Source organism: Mycobacterium hackensackense (genome assembly GCF_025822555.1).
In the GTDB taxonomy this organism is placed as follows: Bacteria; Actinomycetota; Actinomycetes; order Mycobacteriales; family Mycobacteriaceae; genus Mycobacterium; species Mycobacterium fluoranthenivorans.
The window spans coordinates 1-18,988 of record NZ_JACKUC010000032.1 but is presented as its reverse complement, the minus strand read 5'-3'; the positions used below and the strand labels follow the sequence as shown (position 1 = coordinate 18,988).

General features: G+C 65.7%; 29 protein-coding genes, 1 tRNA gene and 1 pseudogene. 5 read left to right on the top strand and 26 right to left on the bottom strand.

Translation table 11 applies throughout. The annotated features are described in order from the left end of the window. Nucleotides 1-80: 80 nt before the first annotated feature. The 19 genes from H7J86_RS24275 to H7J86_RS24185 form a co-directional block, all read right to left on the bottom strand. Entirely contained in the window at nt 81-440 is a 360-nt protein-coding gene (locus tag H7J86_RS24275) for a YfdP family phage-associated protein (protein WP_267293987.1), read from the bottom strand. Nucleotides 441-508: 68 nt separating this feature from the next. Next, the gene (locus H7J86_RS24270; RefSeq protein ID WP_267293985.1) at nt 509-772 is read right to left on the bottom strand and encodes a hypothetical protein; all 264 of its coding nucleotides are present in this window, start codon (nt 770-772) and stop codon (nt 509-511) included. Between the two features lie 35 nt (nt 773-807). Continuing rightward, nucleotides 808-1,194 (bottom strand): beta-sandwich lipoprotein, encoded by a 387-nt coding sequence (locus tag H7J86_RS24265; protein ID WP_443677663.1) that lies wholly within the window; start codon nt 1,192-1,194, stop codon nt 808-810. 7 nt (nt 1,195-1,201) lie between these two features. After that, a complete protein-coding gene (locus H7J86_RS24260; protein ID WP_267293981.1) occupies nt 1,202-2,233 on the bottom strand; it encodes a hypothetical protein in 1,032 nt (343 codons plus the stop codon). Continuing rightward, a complete protein-coding gene (locus H7J86_RS24255) occupies nt 2,230-3,111 on the bottom strand; it encodes a PD-(D/E)XK nuclease-like domain-containing protein (protein ID WP_267293979.1) in 882 nt (293 codons plus the stop codon). Before H7J86_RS24255 ends, H7J86_RS24260 begins: the two co-directional genes overlap by 4 nt. After that, entirely contained in the window at nt 3,108-3,464 is a 357-nt protein-coding gene (locus H7J86_RS24250; protein WP_267293978.1) for a hypothetical protein, read from the bottom strand. The genes H7J86_RS24255 and H7J86_RS24250 overlap by 4 nt, the downstream gene beginning before the upstream one ends. Before the next feature lie 167 nt (nt 3,465-3,631). Next, a complete protein-coding gene (locus tag H7J86_RS24245) occupies nt 3,632-3,919 on the bottom strand; it encodes a hypothetical protein (RefSeq protein ID WP_267293977.1) in 288 nt (95 codons plus the stop codon). Next, complete coding sequence (locus tag H7J86_RS24240) at nt 3,916-4,644, bottom strand: hypothetical protein (protein WP_267293975.1); 729 nt, start codon at nt 4,642-4,644, stop codon at nt 3,916-3,918. The genes H7J86_RS24245 and H7J86_RS24240 overlap by 4 nt, the downstream gene beginning before the upstream one ends. Nucleotides 4,645-4,700: 56 nt before the next feature. Continuing rightward, nucleotides 4,701-4,862: a hypothetical protein gene (locus tag H7J86_RS24235; protein ID WP_267293973.1), complete on the bottom strand. Its 162-nt coding sequence runs from the start codon at nt 4,860-4,862 to the stop codon at nt 4,701-4,703. After that, the gene (locus H7J86_RS24230; protein ID WP_267293971.1) at nt 4,859-5,455 is read right to left on the bottom strand and encodes an exonuclease domain-containing protein; all 597 of its coding nucleotides are present in this window, start codon (nt 5,453-5,455) and stop codon (nt 4,859-4,861) included. The genes H7J86_RS24235 and H7J86_RS24230 overlap by 4 nt, the downstream gene beginning before the upstream one ends. Then, nucleotides 5,452-5,949, bottom strand: coding sequence for a hypothetical protein (locus tag H7J86_RS24225; RefSeq protein ID WP_267293969.1), 498 nt, complete (start codon nt 5,947-5,949; stop codon nt 5,452-5,454). The genes H7J86_RS24230 and H7J86_RS24225 overlap by 4 nt, the downstream gene beginning before the upstream one ends. A 3-nt stretch (nt 5,950-5,952) precedes the next feature. Further along, on the bottom strand, nt 5,953-6,243 hold the full coding sequence (locus H7J86_RS24220) for a hypothetical protein (protein WP_267293967.1): 291 nt from the start codon (nt 6,241-6,243) through the stop codon (nt 5,953-5,955). 165 nt (nt 6,244-6,408) lie between these two features. Then, complete coding sequence (locus H7J86_RS24215; RefSeq protein ID WP_267293965.1) at nt 6,409-6,633, bottom strand: hypothetical protein; 225 nt, start codon at nt 6,631-6,633, stop codon at nt 6,409-6,411. 122 nt (nt 6,634-6,755) lie between these two features. Beyond that, nucleotides 6,756-6,962 carry a hypothetical protein gene (locus H7J86_RS24210; RefSeq protein WP_267293963.1) on the bottom strand — a complete coding sequence of 69 codons (207 nt, stop codon included), beginning with the start codon at nt 6,960-6,962 and terminating at the stop codon, nt 6,756-6,758. A 69-nt stretch (nt 6,963-7,031) separates the two neighbouring features. Continuing rightward, entirely contained in the window at nt 7,032-7,301 is a 270-nt protein-coding gene (locus tag H7J86_RS24205) for a hypothetical protein (RefSeq protein ID WP_267293961.1), read from the bottom strand. Continuing rightward, a complete protein-coding gene (locus H7J86_RS24200) occupies nt 7,298-7,426 on the bottom strand; it encodes a hypothetical protein (protein ID WP_267293959.1) in 129 nt (42 codons plus the stop codon). Before H7J86_RS24200 ends, H7J86_RS24205 begins: the two co-directional genes overlap by 4 nt. After that, a complete protein-coding gene (locus tag H7J86_RS24195; RefSeq protein ID WP_267293957.1) occupies nt 7,423-8,280 on the bottom strand; it encodes a phage antirepressor KilAC domain-containing protein in 858 nt (285 codons plus the stop codon). Before H7J86_RS24195 ends, H7J86_RS24200 begins: the two co-directional genes overlap by 4 nt. Continuing rightward, nucleotides 8,277-8,783: a hypothetical protein gene (locus H7J86_RS24190; protein WP_267293955.1), complete on the bottom strand. Its 507-nt coding sequence runs from the start codon at nt 8,781-8,783 to the stop codon at nt 8,277-8,279. Before H7J86_RS24190 ends, H7J86_RS24195 begins: the two co-directional genes overlap by 4 nt. A 365-nt stretch (nt 8,784-9,148) precedes the next feature. Continuing rightward, a complete protein-coding gene (locus tag H7J86_RS24185; protein WP_267293953.1) occupies nt 9,149-9,478 on the bottom strand; it encodes a hypothetical protein in 330 nt (109 codons plus the stop codon). 183 nt (nt 9,479-9,661) lie between these two features. On the opposite strand from H7J86_RS24185, the gene H7J86_RS24180 reads away from it, so the two are divergent. After that, on the top strand, nt 9,662-10,474 hold the full coding sequence (locus tag H7J86_RS24180) for a hypothetical protein (protein WP_267293951.1): 813 nt from the start codon (nt 9,662-9,664) through the stop codon (nt 10,472-10,474). Between the two features lie 560 nt (nt 10,475-11,034). Here the strand turns inward: H7J86_RS24180 and H7J86_RS24175 are convergent. The 6 genes from H7J86_RS24175 to H7J86_RS24150 all read right to left on the bottom strand — a co-directional run bounded on the left by H7J86_RS24175 (nt 11,035) and on the right by H7J86_RS24150 (nt 16,552). Then, entirely contained in the window at nt 11,035-12,177 is a 1,143-nt protein-coding gene (locus tag H7J86_RS24175; RefSeq protein WP_267293949.1) for a tyrosine-type recombinase/integrase, read from the bottom strand. A 66-nt stretch (nt 12,178-12,243) separates the two neighbouring features. Continuing rightward, nucleotides 12,244-12,319, bottom strand: a tRNA-Ala gene (locus H7J86_RS24170). Between the two features lie 62 nt (nt 12,320-12,381). Continuing rightward, nucleotides 12,382-13,479: a divisome protein SepX/GlpR gene (gene sepX, locus H7J86_RS24165; RefSeq protein ID WP_267293947.1), complete on the bottom strand. Its 1,098-nt coding sequence runs from the start codon at nt 13,477-13,479 to the stop codon at nt 12,382-12,384. 208 nt (nt 13,480-13,687) lie between these two features. After that, nucleotides 13,688-14,341 carry a GNAT family N-acetyltransferase gene (locus H7J86_RS24160; protein WP_090362268.1) on the bottom strand — a complete coding sequence of 218 codons (654 nt, stop codon included), beginning with the start codon at nt 14,339-14,341 and terminating at the stop codon, nt 13,688-13,690. 6 nt (nt 14,342-14,347) lie between these two features. Next, nucleotides 14,348-15,601, bottom strand: a complete 1,254-nt coding sequence (gene glp, locus H7J86_RS24155) for a molybdotransferase-like divisome protein Glp (protein WP_090362265.1) — start codon at nt 15,599-15,601, stop codon at nt 14,348-14,350. Nucleotides 15,602-15,640: 39 nt separating this feature from the next. Beyond that, nucleotides 15,641-16,552: a UTP--glucose-1-phosphate uridylyltransferase gene (locus H7J86_RS24150; protein WP_090362263.1), complete on the bottom strand. Its 912-nt coding sequence runs from the start codon at nt 16,550-16,552 to the stop codon at nt 15,641-15,643. A gap of 53 nt (nt 16,553-16,605) precedes the next feature. Between H7J86_RS24150 and H7J86_RS24145 the strand changes: the two genes are divergently transcribed. The 4 genes and pseudogenes from H7J86_RS24145 to mscL all read left to right on the top strand — a co-directional run bounded on the left by H7J86_RS24145 (nt 16,606) and on the right by mscL (nt 18,868). After that, the gene (locus H7J86_RS24145) at nt 16,606-17,196 is read left to right on the top strand and encodes a 5-formyltetrahydrofolate cyclo-ligase (RefSeq protein WP_267293945.1); all 591 of its coding nucleotides are present in this window, start codon (nt 16,606-16,608) and stop codon (nt 17,194-17,196) included. A 73-nt stretch (nt 17,197-17,269) separates the two neighbouring features. Continuing rightward, entirely contained in the window at nt 17,270-17,620 is a 351-nt protein-coding gene (locus H7J86_RS24140) for an FmdB family zinc ribbon protein (protein ID WP_187096819.1), read from the top strand. 61 nt (nt 17,621-17,681) lie between these two features. Next, nucleotides 17,682-18,341: an SAF domain-containing protein gene (locus tag H7J86_RS24135; protein ID WP_267293943.1), complete on the top strand. Its 660-nt coding sequence runs from the start codon at nt 17,682-17,684 to the stop codon at nt 18,339-18,341. A gap of 72 nt (nt 18,342-18,413) precedes the next feature. After that, nucleotides 18,414-18,868 (top strand): annotated as a pseudogene (mscL, locus tag H7J86_RS24130) (large-conductance mechanosensitive channel protein MscL). Here the strand turns inward: mscL and H7J86_RS24125 are convergent. Then, on the bottom strand, nt 18,865-18,988 hold a 124-nt coding region (locus H7J86_RS24125; protein ID WP_201029508.1), incomplete at its 5' end, for an MspA family porin. The pseudogene mscL and the gene H7J86_RS24125 sit on opposite strands and share 4 nt — an antisense overlap.

Genomic DNA, 18,988 nt, shown 5'->3' with positions numbered 1-18,988 from the left:
CTGTTCTCCGGAGTTCGTTTGATGACTGTGTGCCGGACATCGCGGAAACGAGTCGCTGGACCGAGATCGGCGACCATGGGTCAGCTATTCCCTTCGGCGGTGGACGATTTCGTGGGCGTCCCGCCGTACTCCATCGTGAGTTGGTCGGGGTCGTTGCGGTGCAGTCCGCCGTCGTCGTCGGTGAACCAGATCGAGTCCCGCTTCTCCTCGGGGATGGTGGCAGTCACCTTGTCGCCGAGCTGCACGACGCGGTTGTTGTTCTTGATCGGGGAGATCTCGAACTTCACCGTGACGGAGGCTTTCCGGCCGGTGAGCTTGACCGCCTCGACTGCTTCTTTCAGCAGTTTCGATGCGGCGTCGTGTGCTCGGCCCTTCGAATGGCCGAGCAGCACGGTGGCGAATTCCGTTGCGTCATTGTCTTTGTGGTTGGTCTCGGCCATTGCGGGTGCTTCCTCTCAGGTGGGTGTTGCTGTGGTGCTCGCCGCTGATTGGCGAGACGTGTTGGGGGCTACCTGGCGACCGGCGTTCGGCCGCGGGGACCGCCGGCCTTTGTAACCGTGGGGCGGGCAGCGGTCACCGCGTGTACCAGTTCAGGGGCGTCGAAGACGTAGTCCAGCACCTCGCCTTGGGTGTTGAGTCCCTTGAGGTTGACGCGCTCACAGGCGTGCTCGTAGAAGTAGACAGCGGTGGCTGTGCCTTCGAATCCTGTTGCGGTGTCGCGGTACTTCTCGCCGAGCACTATGTCGGTTCTGAATGTCGTTCCCTTGGGCATGGTCAGTTCTCCTTAGTCGCTATGGGTTTCGTCGGTCAGCGGAGTTGGACGTCGGGCAAGATCGCCTGCGGTTTGAAGTTGACCTGGTAGAAGTCGGTGCTGACGTTGGCCGCGTCGACCTGCTCAACGAAGTAGGAGACGTTGTCGGACAGGCCGAGGAAGTGCTTCTTGAACTGTCCGTCGCCGAGCTTGCAGGTGACGTCGAGCTTCTTCTGTCCGGTATCGGGCGATATGGAGCACCGGCCCTGGATTTCGAGCAGGTACTTGTCGGTGATGCCGTTGAAGAACACGATCCGCCGCGGCACTTCGAAGTTGTCGGCTGCCTTCGACAGGTTGTCCGATGCCACGTTCGCGTCCGACGAGCACGCGGCTAGTCCGAAGACCGCGAGTGCGAATCCAGTTGCGGCAATGAGCTTCTTGATCACGGTGCTACTTCTCCTTGGTTGATGTGAATTCGGCGAGGATGCGTTTTGCTTCGTCGGTCGTGAGGTCCTCGAGCTTGTGGATCTCATGACCGACGACGGTCCCGACGTATTGCAGGGTGTCGGGGTGACTGGGGACGGTCAGGTTTCGGTGGGCGGCCAGTAGCCGCTTCACGTCGGCGAGTTGCCGTCGGGTGATAGGTGCCGGGTCCGCGGAGTCGGCGGTAGGGCTTGATGCCGGTGCGATCTCGTCTGCGATGGCGGAGGACTTCGCCGTGGGTGTGAACAGTTCGTCGCTGCGCACTTCTCCGCGGCGGATCGAGTTCGCCAGCACGGTGAGCTGGGCGAGATCGGCTGGCGTCCAGGTATTGCGGTCGTGTTCGAGGCGAGCTTCCAGTTGCGCTTCGGTGACACCGAGGCTGTCGAATGCCCCCACCATCGCCGCGATGCGCAGGTGCAGAGGTGTGCCGTCGCCGGCCTCCAACGTCAGTCGGCAGATGTTCTGCGCCTTCTCCACGAACCAGCGCGGCAGGATGGAGAAGATCACCTCGCGCACCGCGCGGGCGCCCACGTTCTGGTTGGACAGGTAGATGTCCTGCAGGTCGGTCAGCTCGACGCGCAGTGCGCCCTCAGTGCGCTGGTGCGGGTTGAGGAACACGCGGCTGCTGCGCGAGTTCTTCTGCACGTCCCAGGCGAACGCCAGGACCTCCGACACGCCGTGCTGGTCGTCGCGGTCCAGTTCCTTGACGCCGTAGTCGAGGTTGCCCCAGATGCGGGCGAGCTCGCGCGCCAGGTGCACGCTCGGCCGGAATGTCCGGTCGACCTGGTAGAAGGCCTGCTCGGCCATTTCAGGGCGGCGGCACACCGACTCCATCTCGCGTTCGGCGGCGACGTCGTCGCGGGGGTTGCTCTGGCTGACGATCACGGCCGCCTGCATTTCGGCGATCGCGCGCGACTGCTGGGGAGTACTGGCCTGGGCAGTGCGTGCGCGGCCGAAGGTGGCCGGGTCGCGGCGGACGATCTGGCTGGCGGCGGTCATGAGGCGATCTGTTCCTGTTCACGGTGGATGGCCCACGAGGGGTGGCGGATGGTGTGGATGCCGGGCGGGTAGCCGGGCCACTCGTTCGACTGGTGGCATTGCGCCCACAGGTTTATGGCCTTGCGGTTCAGCGCGTGGCCGCGGTTGACGTCGCTGGGCCGCGATTCGTGGACGGTGACTTCGTAGGGGAATTCCTTCTCCTGCGCGATGAACACGAACAGCGGGTCGTCGCAGAGTCCACAAGCGACCGCGCCGGCGCGGTACCAGGCGTCCTGTTGGTGGTATCCGTACTCGGACACCGACTTCCAGAAGGCTCGCGGCTCAGCGTTCTTCGTCGTCTTGTAGTCGACGATGATGAGCCGACTGCGGCCCGGATGCATCCAGTCCATGCGCAGCCGTAGCCGCGCCCCGGTAGTGGGGTCGGTCCAGTATCCGGATACCTCGGCCTCGCCCACCGAGAGCAGGTCGGCGGCGTAGTCGTTGTCCCAAACGGCCGCGGCCATTCCCTCCGCGGTCGCGTAGTCGCTGATGCTGATCGGGACGGCGCCGCGGGTCCGGGCGTCAGCTTCGGCGGCCTGCCACATCGCGGTGGACCGGGGGTTCTTGGCCGGCTCACCGTCCCGAGTGAGTCCATGGACCGCCGGGTCCAGCACCGCGACGTCGGATCCCTTGCCGAGGATCAGCTTGTGTACGACATGGCCAACATCCCACTCGCGCTTCTCAACTCGCTGAGCGAGCCGAAACTTCCGGGGGCTTGTCTTCAGGAGTTGGCGGGCGCCGCTGGAGGACAAGCTGTCCGGGTCGCTGTGGTAAATCTCCTCCGGCAGATCCGGGTAGATGCCGTCCTCGACGGGCACCTTCAACAGCGCTGCGGTCATCGGGCGTTGACACCTGCTTTCGCAATGAGTTCGTCGGTGAGCACCAGTTCCAGACCGGACGGCAGCCGGACCGGGCGGGCAGTGGACTCGCCCTCCCACAGAGTCAGGCCGACCTGGTGAGCCCAGGTGGGATGCACCGTGACGTGGTGGTGAATCTCCCGGCAGATGTGGAAGATGTTGGCCGGGTGCCACTTTCCGCCCTGGCCAGCGTTGCGTCGGTGATGCATGTCGGTGGCCGGGTGGTCACCGTGCCACTCGCACACACCCATCGATCGCCCAGACTTGATGGCGTCGCGGGTCAGCGTCTCGTTCCACGCGAACCCGTCCGCCGACATGGGCTGGCTGGTCGTCACGCAGCGCCCCGCAGCTTGGGGTCGACCGCGATTGGGTAGCACAGCCAGAAACTGCGCCTTGCCATCGGGCACCGGTTGCCGGCCTTATCCGGGTGGATGTGCACCTGGAACGACACGGGCGTGGCGGTGACCGGCTGCCAGCAGACGGGGCAGCGGCGGGTGTCCATTTAGCGGACGCGTTCCCAAACGGTGACGCTGGAGCCACCGCGGTACTTGTCGTATTCGATGATGACGGGGAAGGCGCCGGCGGGCACAGCGGTCTTGCGGGCCGCGGCCAAGGCAACTGACCGTTCGCGGTAGGCCTGGCCGGAGTCGGACAGGATGCGATGCTGGTAACGCAGCCGCCACCGGAAGCCGTCGGCCGCGGTGTAGACCTTGACGATGCGGGCGCCCCGGGGCAGCTTCGCGGTACCGAATTCGATCGTCTGTCCGGGTTGGATGGTGGTTGCGGTCATGATGCTTCTTTCATTCGGAGTAGTTGTCGGTGAACAGATTTCGTTTTGAGACCGAGATGGTCCGCGATAGCGGTGGGATCGGTGATCCCCGACTCGTGTAGCTCTGCGATGCGTTCGAGGAACGTGGCGCGGCGGGTTGACCCGGTGTCGGGTGTGGCGGCGGGATCGTCGAGGGTGTCTTCATCCCATGCGAGCGCCGGGGACCAGCCGCGGCGCTCGGCGCGTGCCTTCGCGCGGCGCTTCGCGTAGCCGTCCGGTGGGACCTCCAGCTGCATCGCGCGGAATGCGACGTCGATGACCAGGGCGACCCGCGCGAACACCACGCGCTGCTTTCCGAGCGCGATGTGCGAGATCTGCTGGTGGTTCAGGCCGGTTCGGTCAGCGACACTCTGGTTGGAGTGGCCGAGTGCTGTCAGCGCCCGCAGGCGCCGGACAGTGCCGGTCGCGTCGACGAACGCGTGCCCAGCCGCCACCAGGTGAGGCGACGTGGGTACCGGGACGGCGAGCAGCTTCACCGCGGTGCTGGCGAACACCCGGGTTCGCTTCTGGAACACGATGCCCTGGATGGTGCGGTCCGGAACGCCGGACAGCTTCGACAGCTGGTAGAACCCCAAGCCAAGACCGCGCAGCGTCGCGATGTGCTCACGGACAGGCTCGATGGCCGAGGCGCCGCCACGGAACTGCCCGGCCGCTGCGCGGTCCGCGCGGAACGCGTCGTAGTGCACTCGACACAGGCCGCGGCAATGGACCTGCCGGTCGCACCGCCGGCGCGAACAGGACGTCACGCGACCACCAACGGGACCGCAGGCTGGTGCGCGGTGCGCCCGGAGTGCATCCACGCGTCGACGAGCGCGAATGCCTTCAGCATGCGACCACGGCCCGACCAACCGCAGCTGCACATCGCCTGCCTGCGGACGACCATGACGGTCGGCATCGCGTTCACCGGGCCACCTCAGCCCGGGTCTGCGCGTGAGCATGCGCGCGGCGCAGGCATTCCGCCGCGGCCCGGGCGTCGGCCAGCGCGGTGTGCTCACTCTCCGGCGAGGTGTCGACCGAGAGCAGCTGGCACGCCTGGGCCAACGAAGGCACATCACCGGGGTCCAGGCCGAGCGCCCCGGCGACGTACGACTCGACGGCGGGCAGCCGGTAGTGCCACGACTCCGGGACCACTGGCGGCCGCTCACATTCTGGGACGGTCTGATAGATCGCCCGGCCGTAACCGACGGTCAGCATGGTCGCGTCGAACCGTGGGTTTGCGCCGCCAAGACGCTGCTTGGCCAGGGTGTCGAACAGCTGCTGGTACTGCCGGCAGGTTTCGGCAGGAGACAACGCCTGCTTGGCCAGGCCGCGCCTGTGATAGCCGTTCAGACACAGGGCTTCTGGATCAGCAGACTCCAGGTCCTCAGGTGACAGGTAGGGGATGAACCAAGCGATGATCTCGCCAGTGCGGTAGTTCATCACCGCGACCTCAACGGGAACGTGAATGTCGGCGTCGAGCCCTGTTGTCTCGGTATCGCAGATGAACAACTCGGTCATGAGAATTGCCCTTTCTCGTTTCGGCGCGTGCCTGCGTAGGCTGCTGCTCGCCGGTTTTTCGACTGCTGAGATGCCGTTGCCCAGCGGCAGTTTTCGGGCGAGTACGGTCCGTCGTTGTCGATACGGTCGATGCTGTGACCGGCCGGGCGCTCACCCATGTCCGCGACGAAGTTCCAGAAGTCGGCTCGCCAGCGCTCGCAGACTGTGATTCCGCGGCCGCCGTAGCGCGCGTAGGCGTGATGGGTTGCGCGGTTGCAACGACCGAGCATGTCGTAGTAGACGTCGATCAGCGGATGAGTGCTCTTCCCGCCGCGGTAGTTCGGGTTGGATGCAGCGTCGTACGACCGCCGGCTGGCAACTGCTTTCCGGATCGTCTCAGCGTCAGGGCCGGTGTTTCGGCGGCCGTTCGCACGATTCGCACAAACCCGGCCGCAGAACCGCCGCCCTGGTAGGCGACCGGCACCACACTCCTCGCACAGACCGCTGTCAGCCACAGGTCACCACCGACCCATGCAGTCGACAAACGCGAATGCGTTCTGCTTGATGATGATTCGGCCACCGATCTGCACTTCGCACGCCAGGCCGACATCCACGCGGGACGCCAGCCGCACACCGAAGTACTGGCCCGGAGCGGACTGGTAGCTGATGGTGTCCGCGCCGGCAGGGTGGCAATCGACGGTGTGCGCGATCGACATTCCGCCGTTCGCGGCGTCGGGCTCACCGAGGTCGATGCAGTCAGCGCCCGACCAGGCGATGAACACCGTCACCGGGACCGTGTTGTTGTCCACGGAGGCGCGGGTGGCCGGCGGATGCAGAACGGGGCGGCGACGGCCGCGCCGACAACAGCGCAGGCAGCGAGCCGCGCAACGAGACGATCCATGAGGTTCTCCTTGGGTACGACCTGTAGGCGTCCCGGTCGAAACCGGAACGCCTACAGGCAAAGTGGTGTGCTTCTACGTCAGGTGATGGTGGGCAGGTCTACGTACTCGTGCGGCGGCCTTCTCGCCGGTGGGGTCGGCGTAGGCGATGACGCGATGCCACTCCGGGTGCGCCATGGCGGCCCGGACAGCAGCTGGAGGCAACGCCGCCTCGCTGGTCAGGAACTCATGAAACGAGCGACCCCGACCCAGGGCGCGGTCGAACCGTGCGACTATCCGCGCCACCTTCGACGGGGACATCGGAACACCCGAGTCAGCGAGCGCGCGGTGCGCAGCGTTGATCGCGGCGTCTCGGCGCTTCGCCCTATCGGTGTCCCAACTACCACCGACGCGTTGTGTGGCCGTCCGGCCGGGTGGGCTCATCAGTAGCCGCCGAACGCGAAATAGATTGCGGCACCGAAGAGGAACGGCGCGGCGACGACCGCGGCCATGGCCAGACTGGAACCGATACGCGTCAGGATCGGGTACCGGCTGGGGCGGACGGTGACGTCGAACGGCCACGCCGACTGCCGCCACGGATCAGCAGAAAATGCCGGGGTCTCGCCGGGGCATACAATGTTGGTGCTCACCTCAGAACTCGCTTTCTGTTGTGGGTAGAGGTCCCGGGTTCGTTGTCAGGCGTCCGGGGCCTCTTTCTTTCACTGACCGCCGGTCGGCGGGAAACACTTCGGGCAGCCCTCACCGGGGCGGACGATCGTCACCAGGCCGTGCGCGACGCAGCCGGCGATCGTCCACGGCGGGCAGTCACGGCGACGCAGGTCAGCGAGCTGGCCCGGCTCCAGCACCTCGCAGCCCTCCTCGAACCGGGCCAGAGAATTGGCTTGACTGACCGCGGAGGACGGACACAGGGTGGCGATCGCGGCATCGCCCGCGACGGCAGCAGCGCGCAGAATCTTGCCGACGGTCATGCGCGCCACCACTCGTCGCGCCGCCAGTCCACCGCGACGCCGACCCGGCGGGTGAGCCACCCGACGAACGCCAGAGCGGCACCAAGTGCGAGCGGCAGACCGAAGGTGTTGATGGCCACGGTCATGACACGTTCACCAGCGAGAGTTGGCCGGTCGCGCCCAACTGGCGCCGCAGCTCAGCGAGACCTTTGGGAGTGATCAGGATCGCCGGGTCGCCAACGCGCCGTTCACCGGACTTCTCATGGATGTACTTGCCACCGGGCCGCATCTTGATTCGACCGAGGTCGACCTGGTCCTGGTAGGCCTTCCACACGTTGTGGCGGCCACGGAAAACCCAGTCGAGCTCGTGCATGAATTCGTACAGGCGGTTCCGGCCGATCTCGATGTTCGGATCGCGCGACAAGATCTTCGCGGCGTCAGCCACCTCGAAGTCGGCGCCCAGCTCGTGCAGACGGTTCCACGCGACAGCGGACGGCTCTAACTCAGCGGCGCGCGCCTCCGCCACTTCTGCGCGTTCCTCAGCCTCAACGACCCATTGAGCGAGTTCTTTCTTGGAAGGCAATGCCGTTGGGTGCGCGGGGTACCGGGAGTAGGAACCGGTTTTACGAATCGCCGGCAGAACCTCGGCCGTGACCCAGCGGCGGAACTTGCGCGCATCCGGCTTGTCCGAGCGGATGATGACCTCGTAGAGGCCGGACTCATCTACAGCAGTGACGCTGCGGACCTGGCCTCCGGACCTGATATCCGCCTGGCGGACACCAGCTCCTGAGTCTCGAAGACGGGCCGCGACATTGCCGGCATTGGCGATATCCAGCGCGCGGCAGATGTCCGCCAAAACGAACCACGGGTCGTCCGCATCGGTGAGTACGCGCACGATGTGGTCACCAAATGCGAACGACATAAAGCAGTCGTCGCTCGGGTGACGCTCCAGTGCGGCGAAGGTGCCGGACACGCCGCCGGGATCAGGGATGCCGGTCATTCGACGACGACCGGAGGCTGATACACCGGGTATCCCTGGTGTGTGACGGGTGTCCAGGCTGGGACTTCGCGGCGGACCAGCTGCGCGGAGCGGAGGTGCTCGTCGTGCGGGACCAAGCCACAAGACTTGACGCGGAAGTACTCGTGCTTGGCTTCCGTGAAGTCGGTCCATGTCGGCACGAATTCACCGCGGTAGTCGTCGTAGCCGGTGTGAAAGGTGCCGTCATCAGCGAACTGGATGGCGTACTCGAAGGCGTACCCGGGCGAGGGCCGTTCGGCATTGTCGCTGGCCGGCCACGCGGAGTCTATGGAGTAGCTGCCGTCACCGCAGAAGAGGCTGTTCGTGCCCTTGTGGGTCCAGATTCCGTTGCTGGACCAGATGATCTGCCCGCAGGTTTCGCACGTGGGGAGGCCGAGGAATTCCTCGGGCTCGAACCCGAGGTCGGCACCGTCCTCTGCGAGGGTTATCTGGAGGTCGATATCCAGATCCGACATGGCGCTCATGCGGAGGCACTCCGCAGTCGTCGTGCACCGCGGACTGTCAATCCGGCAGCGACGAAGCTCGGATCCGATGTGCGCTCCGGTTGAACCGGTTTCGCCGGGCGAGACGCCGTCAGGAACTCGTCACGGTCAGCATCGGTCATCACCCAATTGCGGTGATACCGGCCGATCATCCGGCCCGGGATACGGCCGGACTTAATCCCATCAGCCAGCCACCGAACAGATGGCGCCAAACCCTCGTCTACAATCGACTGCAACGGATGCACGGCAGCGCTCAAATTGAGCCTTGATCTACCATTAGTCCCAGACATTCCGATCCTTTCTCGGTTGTCGGTGGCCCTCACCCCTGGCCGGGTGGGGGCTTCTTTTTACGCCGTTCGCTTTTCGCTTGGCGAAGCACCAATCACCTTGACCGCAAAAAGAGACCCTGGTGGCGCACCAAGAGCTTTCTCGATGGCGCGCGCAGTCTCTGGTCGGCAAGTATTGCGGGCCGACTTCTTCTTTGACCGGAGGAAGGCCACGGTGGACTCCGAGCATTTGATGCCGTACCCCTCCTCTCGAAGGATCTCCGACGCCGCCTCCGCGAGTGACGAGTTGCTATGCCGCTTGAAGTCGACGAACTGCCGGAATGCCTCCTTGGATATGAGCTGCACCCAAAGCCTCCCCGGATCGATAGCCGCCTGCTGGAGCATGTTCACCGTAACCCCTTCCCGATCGCTTGGTCAAGCACCAAGCGATCGTAACCTCGAAGGGTTACATATCGCAAGTGATGCAGCGGCCCATACTGTGCATTTCAGGGAGTTGCACGGCTGTAGTTTGAAACCCCTGCGGTTACACTCCGCCTATTCGAACAAGCGCCAAGCGTGGGAGTGTCTGAAACCGTGAGCGCACTGAGCGACCTGCTGAACAGTCAGCCCGTTACCGCCCGACAAGCGGCCGACATGGCTGCAGAGAAAGGCATCGACCTCCGATACGGAACTCTCGCGGGGTACTGGGCCGGTAACCACGGACGACCGACTCGCGAATCACTCGCGAAGCTGGCCAAAGTGGTGCCGCAGCTGTCCGAGTCCAAATTGCAGGAAGCTGCGTGGGGCACGACTGCTCCACTCGGCCCCTACGAACCAACGAAGGAATCGGTGCATCTCACCGGTCCTCAGCGCCGCGCTCTCGACCGATTGATCAAGAGCATCGTTGAGGAACGAGGAGAATTCCATGCCGTACCTGTTGATCCGACCTCGCAATCGGATGCATCGGCTGAAGCGCCGGAAACCGAGGAGGCCCAGCTCTACATCGTCATCCGGTGTGAGCTATCGGAACCAGACAAACTGTTCCAGGGCGCGAGCATCGAGGCCGTAGACGACAACGACGCTCGCGATCAGCTGCATAGAAGCCTGGAACTGGCCGGTCTATCCATCGATCCTCGCAGCGACCATCAGATCACGATCACCCACCATGGTGAGCTAACTACGCTGATCGCAGTCGTCCGCGAAAATGCATCTGCAGCCCACGAGGAACACGTCATCGGCAGACTGCATCGCCGGGCCCACCAGCTAGCAACAGACTCAGTCTCGGAGCAGCTGAAGAATCGTGGCGGACGGCCTCTCTCGGACATCGAGGGATCGCAGGACCCGAGAGTGGACCGGCGCCCAGAGGGCGACAGTGGAGAGGATCTCTCTGGTGGTGAAGTCGTCTGACCGAAGGTGGCTGAGCATCTGTTCGAAGAGCCAGCGAACGTGCGAATCCAACCCATCGATACCTTCGTCGCCAAATATCTGTGCCATCGCGTCAGTGACCGTATGGTCAAATGCCCCCGGAGGACCATCGGATTGATTGCGTGCCACTGACATTGGTTCCTCCTGCTCGCGGCTCGACTCCGAACCGTGAGGAAACTGTAGGTGACCTGTGTGACAAATTCCCGTCGAATGACCAGGGCTGTAGCAAATAACATTCATGTAATCCACACCTGGAAACCAACGGTAGTTGCACATGCAAAGACCCGTGATGATCCCGTTACTTACCAGCCAATTCACTCGAGTTAGCGCTCATCGCTAAACAGCGGGGGGGGGGCTTCGTTGCCTGTACTTGTTTTTGACCCCAATCCCAGCGTGGCGTTCGCTACTCACCGATCGGCGCACGCCGCGCAAGCAGGTACGGCCGCAGTTGAGGGTTACCACCAGCAAAGTTTGCAGGCCTCGACGCTGGGAAACCCCACCGCGTCACCCGTGCAATTGACGCCATCCGACGATGGCGTAAGTCACGAATTCTCCGGGTCGCGCAACATTCCGGCCATAAAGTCGGCCGCCGCGCGGGAGCTGGTCCGGTCGACTTCGCCGTAGATGTCGACCGTCACCTGAATGCTCTCGTGACCCAGGTGGCGGGAAACGACCGCTGGCGGGATACCTCCGTTCAACATCCACGATGCACACGTGTGCCTCAGGTCGTGAGGTGTCGGTGCCGGATCGAGTCCAGCACGGGCAACAGCCTTATCCCAGACGTTGGCCCGGAAATTCGAATACCTAACCGGCCCACCCGCATTCCGCGCGCCGCGGCCAGAGTTTGTGAACAGCCACTCCCCTGAGTAGTCAAGTTGGTCGAGCACCGACGAATCCACGTTGATGATGCGGCGCGACCGCTTCGTCTTCGGCGGCCCAATCTCGTACCCCTTGGTGCTGGAGTACTTCCATGCCCGCCGGATCCGCACCGTGCCGGCCCGGCGATCGACATCGGTGGGCTTCAACGCTGAAGCCTCGCCCCAACGGCAGCCCGTCACGACGAGGAATTCCATCAGCGGTCGCCAGTACTCGGTGGTTGATTCGACCAGCAGTTCAAACTCGTCCCGAGACAGCATTCGCATCTCGTCATCGACGTCCGTCGCGGCGCGAGGTAGTCGGCGGCCGGCGGCGGGATTCGCGGGGATGTGCTTCGGGACGGCAGCGGACAGCGCACCACTGAGGAACCCGTGCTTGTTCGCGATGCTTTTAGGCGAGTTGCCCCTACCGCCGCGTCCGCCGGTGGATTCGAGATGCTTCACCCACAGCGCGACATCCTCCTCCGTCAGCGCGGCCAGGGGGATATCGGCGAGCATCGGTAGGTCGCGGCGGACGTAGCGGCGATAGTCGTCGATCGTTTTTTGCTCCACCCCGGTGAGGTGGTCGATGTGCCGCGTGAGCCACTGCCCCACCGTGAGGCCGGTGGGAGTGTCAGCGCGGCGCCGGCCTGGCTCGATGTTGTGGATCTCCAAAGCGCGTGTGGCGCCGACGTTGTTGACGAGGGTGCAGAACGCCTCGGCGGCCTTGCGGTCGTCGAAAGGGAGAGACGATTGGCGGCCATCGATGGTGAACAACGCGGCGTAGGTGAAGGTGCCGTCCTTGCGTGGACGGGCCCGAACGGATGCCATTCTGGGACCGTAGCATTTGACAAATACTTTGACACGACGATTGAGACGGTAAAACTGCTGGTCAAGTGGTGGAGCTAAGGGGAATCGAACCCCTGACCTTCTCGATGCGAACGAGACGCGCTACCAACTGCGCTATAGCCCCTTGTGCCGGTAGCACGTTACCAGGAACACCGGCGACGGCTGAAACCGGCCGCTAGCGAGCGATCATTGCCCCGCCGCGCGGGGCAGATCCCAGCTCCGGGCGGCTCTGGTGTACTCCAGATGCTCGAAGATCGGGTCCTCGTCGTCGATCTCCAGGACCGCCGCACCGGGACGGCGCAGCCGGGCCGGCACGACGTCGTACTCCTGGTCGGTGGTGTTCTCCACGCCCAACCGCGACCGCATCATCCGGTGCGCCCGCCGGCGGCGCAGCTGCTCCTCGATGCGGGTCTGGCGGCGCAGGTAGGCCAGATACAGCACGGTCACCGCGCCGACCGTGCCGCACAGCCACCACGCGCTCGGGCCGAGCAGGAACGGGAGCACCGCGGTCCCCACCAGGAGCACGGCCATGACTGACAGCACGCGCTTGCGGAAGGTGTACTTGCGGGCGCTGACCGCCTGGGCGGTCTTCGACTCGAAGCGGTTGCGGCGCGCCGCCGACAGGGAGTCGGCCCCGGTTTCGGCTTCCGCTTCCAGTCCCGACGTGTCGTCGATGTACTCGTAGTCGTCCTCGGCGCCGTCGGACAGATCGTCGGCCGAGTCGTCCTCGACGTCATCCTCAGCGGCCTCCTCAGCGGCCTCCGTGCCCTCAGCTGCCTCGGCGACGGATTCGTCCACCGTCTCGGCGGCCACCGGCTCAGCCACAGGCTCGGCGACGGAGTCACCGAAATCCAAGGGCAATTCCTCAGTTTCGGGCTCGTCTTTGCCGAACGACTTCCCGATCGGCAGGGCGCCGGAGTCCTCATCGACGATGTCCACGTCCAGATAGTCCGGCTCGGCAACTTCCGGCGTCGCCGCGGCCAGCACGACCGCGCGGCGCGCGGGCTGCTCGGCGCGGTCGTCTTCCAGGTCGTCCGCGTCGTCCAGGTCGCCGACGTACTCGTCCTCGGCCGGTTGCCATTCGGGGTCGCTGTGGTGCCCCCCGGCCGGGCGGCCGCGCCGCCGCAGGCGCGCGTTGCGGCCCGTGTTGAGCACCCGCGTCGCCAAGGCGACATCGCTGGTGCGGCGGACGGTGTCGCGTTTACTCACCAACATCGGCACCAGAACAAAGAGCCAGAGCACGACGAGGGAGATCCACAACAGAGATTGGGGGATGCTTGGCATGACGCCTTTCCTTTCCCCTTCAGGCTAGGTCTGTGACCAGCGCATCCGTCCGCGGCGCGCCGACACAATTACACACCTGTAATTCGCTGGATACAAGCACCATCAGTCACACGCGTCACATTTGCCACACAGCGCGTCGCCGAAGTCGACGAAATGTCGGATTTCACTCGCACTTCTCCGCCCGTGTGATCATTTGGGCGGACGTTGGTTAGGTCCAACTGGCCCGGCCGCTGCGGACCAGCTGGGCGGCCACCGAACCCTGCACCTCTTCGACGGTGATCGCCACCAGCAGATGGTCCCGCCATGCCCCGTCCACATCGAGATAGCGCCGCAACAGGCCCTCCTCACGGAAACCGGCCCTGGCCAGTACCGCGCGGCTGGGTGCGTTCTCCGGCCGCACCGTCGCCTCCACCCGGTGCAGCATCACCGGGCCGAAGGCGTGATCCAGCCCCAGCGCCAGGGCCGCCGTCGCCACCCCGGCGCCGGTGAACTCCTTGGCCACCCAGTACCCGATCCACGCCGAGCGCAGCGCGCCGTGCGTCACGTTGCCGATGGTGATCTGCCCGGCGAACTGCCCGTCGAGTTCGATGACATAGGGCAGCATGCGACCTTTGCGGGCCTCCCCGCGCAGTCCCGAACACACCGCAGGCCACGACGAAAGGGCATGGCGCACTTCCCAGCTCACCTCAGCACTGGGCTCCCACGGTTCCAGGTGAGCACGGTCGGACAGGCGCAGGCGGCTCCACTGGGCGCCGTCGCGCAGCCGGATGGGGCGCAGGCTCACCAGGCCGGCCCGCACCCGGATGGGCCCTACGGGTAGCGGCCATCCGGGATGGACAGCACTCGTACGCCAGCGGTTCACCCGGTGTCAGCCGCGCTGTGCGAGGAACGCAACGTCGACGACCTCACCGGTGCGGATCTGCTCGGCTTCGCTCGGCACGATCACCAGACAGTTCGCCTCGGCCAGGGTGGCCAACAGATGCGAGGACGCGCCCGGCGTGCCACCGAGGGCCTGCACCAGATACTCACCGGTGTCCTGATCCCGCATCAACTGCCCACGCAGGTACCCCTTGCGCCCGGCCACCGAACTGATCGGCGCCAAGGTCCTGGCCTGAATCACCCGGCGCATCGGCTGCCGCTTGCCCAGCGACATCCGGATCAGTGGACGCACCATCACCTCGAAGACCACCAGGGCGCTCACCGGATTGGCCGGCAGCAGGAACACCGGTACGCCGTCGCGCCCGAGTTGGCCGAAGCCCTGCACTGAACCGGGGTGCATGGCCACCCGCACCACTTCCATCTCCCCCAGCCCGGAGAGCACCGAGCGGACCGATTCCGCGGCCGCCCCGCCCACCGCACCGGCGATGACCACCACCTCGGACCTGCTGATCTGCCCCTCGACGACCTCGCGCAGCTCCCCCGGGTCGGCGCTGACGATCCCGACCCGATTCACCTCGGCACCGGCATCACGCCCGGCCGCGGCCAGGGCATAGGAGTTGACGTCGTAGACCTGCCCGTTGCCCGGCGTCCGCGACACGTCGACCAGTTCGCCGCCCACCGAGAGCACCGACATCCGGGGGCGCGGATGCACCAGCACCCGGTCGCGGCCGACCGCGGCCAGCAGACCCACCTGAGCGGCGCCGATGATCGTGCCCGCACGCACCGCCACATCACCCGGCTGGACATCGTCGCCGGTCCGGCGCACATAGGCACCCGAGCGCACCCCGCGCAGCACCCGCACCCGCGACTGGCCGCCGTCGGTCCAGCGCAGCGGCAACACCGCATCGGCCAAGGTCGGCATCGGCGCACCGGTCTGCACCCGGGCGGCTTGGCGCGGCTGCAACCTGCTCGGAGTCCGGGCACCGGCATCCACGTGCCCGACCACCGGGAGGCTCACCTCGCGGCTCACGCCGTCGTCGTCGGTACCGCCGACCGCGACCACATCGACGCTGCGGACGGCGTACCCGTCGATGGCAGCCTGATCGAAGCCCGGCAGGGGCCGCTCGGTGACCACCTCTTCGGCACACATCAGGCCCTGTGATTCGGCGATCGCCACCCGTACCGGCCGGGGCGCCACCGCAGCAGCCCCTACTCGAGCTTGCTGCTCCTCAACCGAACGCACGGCACGCCTTTCTCCTGTCCAGGACCGGCCGCGCAGTCGCTATTTCTCGACCAGGTCCAATCGCTCGACCAACCAGCGCCGCAGCTCCGGTCCGTAGTCGTCGCGTTCCAACGCAAAGTCAACCGCAGCCTTGAGGTACCCGCCGGGATTTCCCAAGTCGTGTCGGGACCCGCGGTGCACCACCACATGCACCGGATGACCCTCCTCGATCAACAACGCGATCGCATCGGTGAGCTGGATCTCGCCCCCGACACCGCGGTCGACCCGCCGCAGCGCGTCGAAGATGGCCCGGTCCAGAACATAGCGTCCGGCGGCGGCGAACAGCGACGGTGCGTCCTCGGCCTTGGGTTTCTCCACCATGCCCTTGACCCGCAGCACGTTCGGATTGGCCGCGTCGGGCACCACCTCGACGTCGAAGACACCGTAGGCGCTGATCTCGTCCTCGGGTACCTCGATGGCGCACAGCACCGAGCCACCGCGCTTGGCCCGCACCTTCGACATCGTCTCCAGCACCCCGGTCGGCAGCACCAGATCATCGGGCAGCAGCACCGCGATGGCGTCCTCGTCGGGCAGCAGCTTGTGCTCGACGCACCCGACGGCGTGGCCCAGCCCGAGCGGTTCGGCCTGCACCACCGACTCGACCTTGATCAAGGCCGGCGCACGACGGACCTTTTCCAGCATCACGTGCTTGCCGCGGGCTTCCAGCGTGCCCTCCAGGATCAGGTCCTCGACGAAATGCGCGACGACACCGTCCTTGCCCTCGGAGGTGATGATCACCAGTCGTTCGGCTCCGGCCTCGGCAGCTTCGGCGGCCACCAGCTCGATCCCCGGGGTGTCCACCACCGGCAGCAATTCTTTGGGAACCGTCTTGGTGGCCGGGAGGAAACGCGTCCCCAGACCAGCCGCGGGTACGACGGCCGTCCGCGGAATCTTGACCTGTGCCTGTGTCATCGTTGACACACTAATGCCCGCGCGATCGAAGGCGAAGGGATAGCGGCGCAATCGTGGCAATCCTGACAAAACCCGCGCTCCGGATGCGAATCCTCGCGGCTCGCCGCGCAGTAACCGCGCAGCAGAAGCGGGCCGAGTCCGCGGCTCTGCAAACTCATCTGATCTCCTACCTGTCGTCGCGCGCCCGGCCCGGCGACACGGTGTGCGGCTACGTACCGATGGGGGCGGAACCCGGTTCGGTGGGGATGCTCGACGCGCTCATCCACGCCGGAGTGCGGGTGCTGCTGCCGGTCGCCCGCAACGGAGAGCCGATGCAGTGGGGCGAGTACCTGCCCGGCCGGCTGGTCGCGGCGCCGTTCGGTCTGCGCGAACCGGCGCCGCCGTGGCGGGAACCCGAGGCGATCAGGACCGCGACGGTGGTGTTGGTGCCCGCGCTGGCGGTCGACCGGCGCGGGGCCCGACTCGGCCGCGGCGCGGGTTTCTACGATCGGGCGCTGCCGCTGGCCGATCCGCATGCTCAGCTGATCGCGGTGGTGCGCGATGAAGAACTGGTCGACGAGGTGCCCGCCGAACCCCATGACGTGCCGATGACGCACGCGCTCACCCCGGAGCGGGGCGTGGTGGCGCTGCCGAGCCGGGAATGACCTGACCCACATAGCGGTTCTAGCACTTGGACCGCTAGAGTGCTAGAAAGTTTTGACTGTCTCGGAGGTTTTCGTGCCTACCTATTCCTATGCGTGTACCGAATGCGACAACCGCTTCGATGCCGTACAGGCGTTCAGCGATGATGCGTTGACCACCTGCCCCAAGTGCTCCGGCCGCCTGCGCAAGCTGTTCGGCAAGGTCGGAGTGGTGTTCAAGGGCAGCGGTTTCTACCGCAACGACAGCCGCGATGCTTCGAAGTCGACGAGCGGCAGCACGACGTCGTCGGCCAAGAGCGACAGCTCGTCGACCTCGTCCTCGTCGGATTCGTCGAGCACGTCCTCGTCGGGGGCCGGCACCTCGTCATCGACATCGTCGAGCTCCAGCTCGGGCAGCTCGGCACCGGCTGCGGCCGCGTCCAGCTAGTTATCCACAGGCCCGCCGACGCGGGCTGTGCACGCCCTCATCGGCGGCCTAGCGTGGCCGTGTGGGGGAATCACTGAATCCTGCGCTGTGGACACGCGTACGTCAGGCCCTGCGCCCCGAGTGGACCCGGACCGTCGCTGCCCGTCGTATCGCGGCGGGTTTGCTCGTGGTCCTGGCGGCCATCGCGGCGCTGCGTCCCGACCCGGACACCGCGCGACGTCCGGTTCTCGTCGCGGCGCGCGATCTGGCGCCCGGCACCGCTCTCACCCCCGCCGACGTCCGGGTCGAGACCCGTTCGGCGGCAGCCGTCCCCGACGGCGCACAGACCGACGTCGCGGCCGTCCAGGACGCCACGCTGGCCGGCCCGGCGCGCCGGGGTGAGGTGCTCACCGATGTGCGTCTGCTCGGCTCGCGTCTGGCCGAGGCCACGGCGGGGCCGGACGCCCGCATCGTTTCGCTGCACCTGGCCGACGATGCGCTGGTCGATCTGATCCGGCCCGGTGATGTGGTCGACGTCCTGGCCGGTGACAGCACCTCGGCCGGGACGGAGAGCCGCCCCGAAGTGATCGCCACCGACGCCGTGGTGACCCTGGTGTCCCCGCGCGGCACGGGTCCGTCGGCCGGCGCCGACCGGGTGGTGCTGGTGACTTTGCCCCGGACAGCGGCCCACCAGGTGGCCGGGACGGCACTGACCAGGCAGATCACGGTCACCCTTCACTGAGGTCGTGATCGGCTCTGCTCGGTAATGTTTGCGTGGTTGATTACCTCATCGAACTGCTGGAAGGGTCCCCGCATGCTCAAAGGTTTCAAAGAGTTCCTGCTCCGCGGCAACATCATCGATCTGTCGGTGGCCGTCGTCATCGGCACCGCCTTCACCGCGCTGGTCACGAAGTTCACCGAAGGCATCATCACTCCGCTGATCAGCCGTATCGGCGCGGGTGATTCCGATTACGGCATCCTGCGCGTCAACATCGGCGGCGGGCAGACCATCGACTTCAACGTGCTGTTGTCGGCGATGATCAACTTCGTCCTCGTCGCGGGTGTCGTCTACTTCCTGATCGTGCTGCCCTACAGCAAGTTCCGTAAGGAGAAGGAAGAGGTCGCCGACGCCGAGGTGGTCTTGCTCACCGAGATCCGCGATCTGTTGGCCGGCCATCCGGAAGGCAATCCGCTCGACAAGGCGTAGAGACGAAATCAGCCCCCGGTCATGGACCGGGGGCTGATTTCGTTGGTTCGGCGAAGTGCTAGTTCATGTTCCAGGGCTCGCCGTAGGTGGTGACCGAGTCACCCTCCTTGGCGATCAGCCGAGCGAACGGACGCAGCAGCACACCACCGGCAGCACCGGTCACCGTGCCATGCGCATTCGAC

Excerpts from the sequence above, each read along its gene's own strand:
- H7J86_RS24255 (WP_267293979.1), bottom strand. The coding sequence starts at position 3,111 with ATGACCGCAGCGCTGTTGAAGGTGCCCGTCGAGGACGGCATCTACCCG.
- H7J86_RS24245 (WP_267293977.1), bottom strand. The coding sequence starts at position 3,919 with ATGACCGCAACCACCATCCAACCCGGACAGACGATCGAATTCGGTACC.
- H7J86_RS24230 (WP_267293971.1), bottom strand. The coding sequence starts at position 5,455 with ATGACCGAGTTGTTCATCTGCGATACCGAGACAACAGGGCTCGACGCC.
- H7J86_RS24260 (WP_267293981.1), bottom strand. The coding sequence starts at position 2,233 with ATGACCGCCGCCAGCCAGATCGTCCGCCGCGACCCGGCCACCTTCGGC.
- H7J86_RS24150 (WP_090362263.1), bottom strand. The coding sequence starts at position 16,552 with ATGACACAGGCACAGGTCAAGATTCCGCGGACGGCCGTCGTACCCGCG.
- H7J86_RS24200 (WP_267293959.1), bottom strand. The coding sequence starts at position 7,426 with ATGACCGTGGCCATCAACACCTTCGGTCTGCCGCTCGCACTTGGTGCC.
- H7J86_RS24205 (WP_267293961.1), bottom strand. The coding sequence starts at position 7,301 with ATGACCGTCGGCAAGATTCTGCGCGCTGCTGCCGTCGCGGGCGATGCC.
- H7J86_RS24275 (WP_267293987.1), bottom strand. The coding sequence starts at position 440 with ATGGCCGAGACCAACCACAAAGACAATGACGCAACGGAATTCGCCACC.
- sepX (WP_267293947.1), bottom strand. The coding sequence starts at position 13,479 with ATGCCAAGCATCCCCCAATCTCTGTTGTGGATCTCCCTCGTCGTGCTC.
- H7J86_RS24270 (WP_267293985.1), bottom strand. The coding sequence starts at position 772 with ATGCCCAAGGGAACGACATTCAGAACCGACATAGTGCTCGGCGAGAAG.
- H7J86_RS24195 (WP_267293957.1), bottom strand. The coding sequence starts at position 8,280 with ATGACCGGCATCCCTGATCCCGGCGGCGTGTCCGGCACCTTCGCCGCA.
- H7J86_RS24190 (WP_267293955.1), bottom strand. The coding sequence starts at position 8,783 with ATGAGCGCCATGTCGGATCTGGATATCGACCTCCAGATAACCCTCGCA.
- H7J86_RS24175 (WP_267293949.1), bottom strand. The coding sequence starts at position 12,177 with ATGGCATCCGTTCGGGCCCGTCCACGCAAGGACGGCACCTTCACCTAC.
- H7J86_RS24215 (WP_267293965.1), bottom strand. The coding sequence starts at position 6,633 with ATGTCCCCGTCGAAGGTGGCGCGGATAGTCGCACGGTTCGACCGCGCC.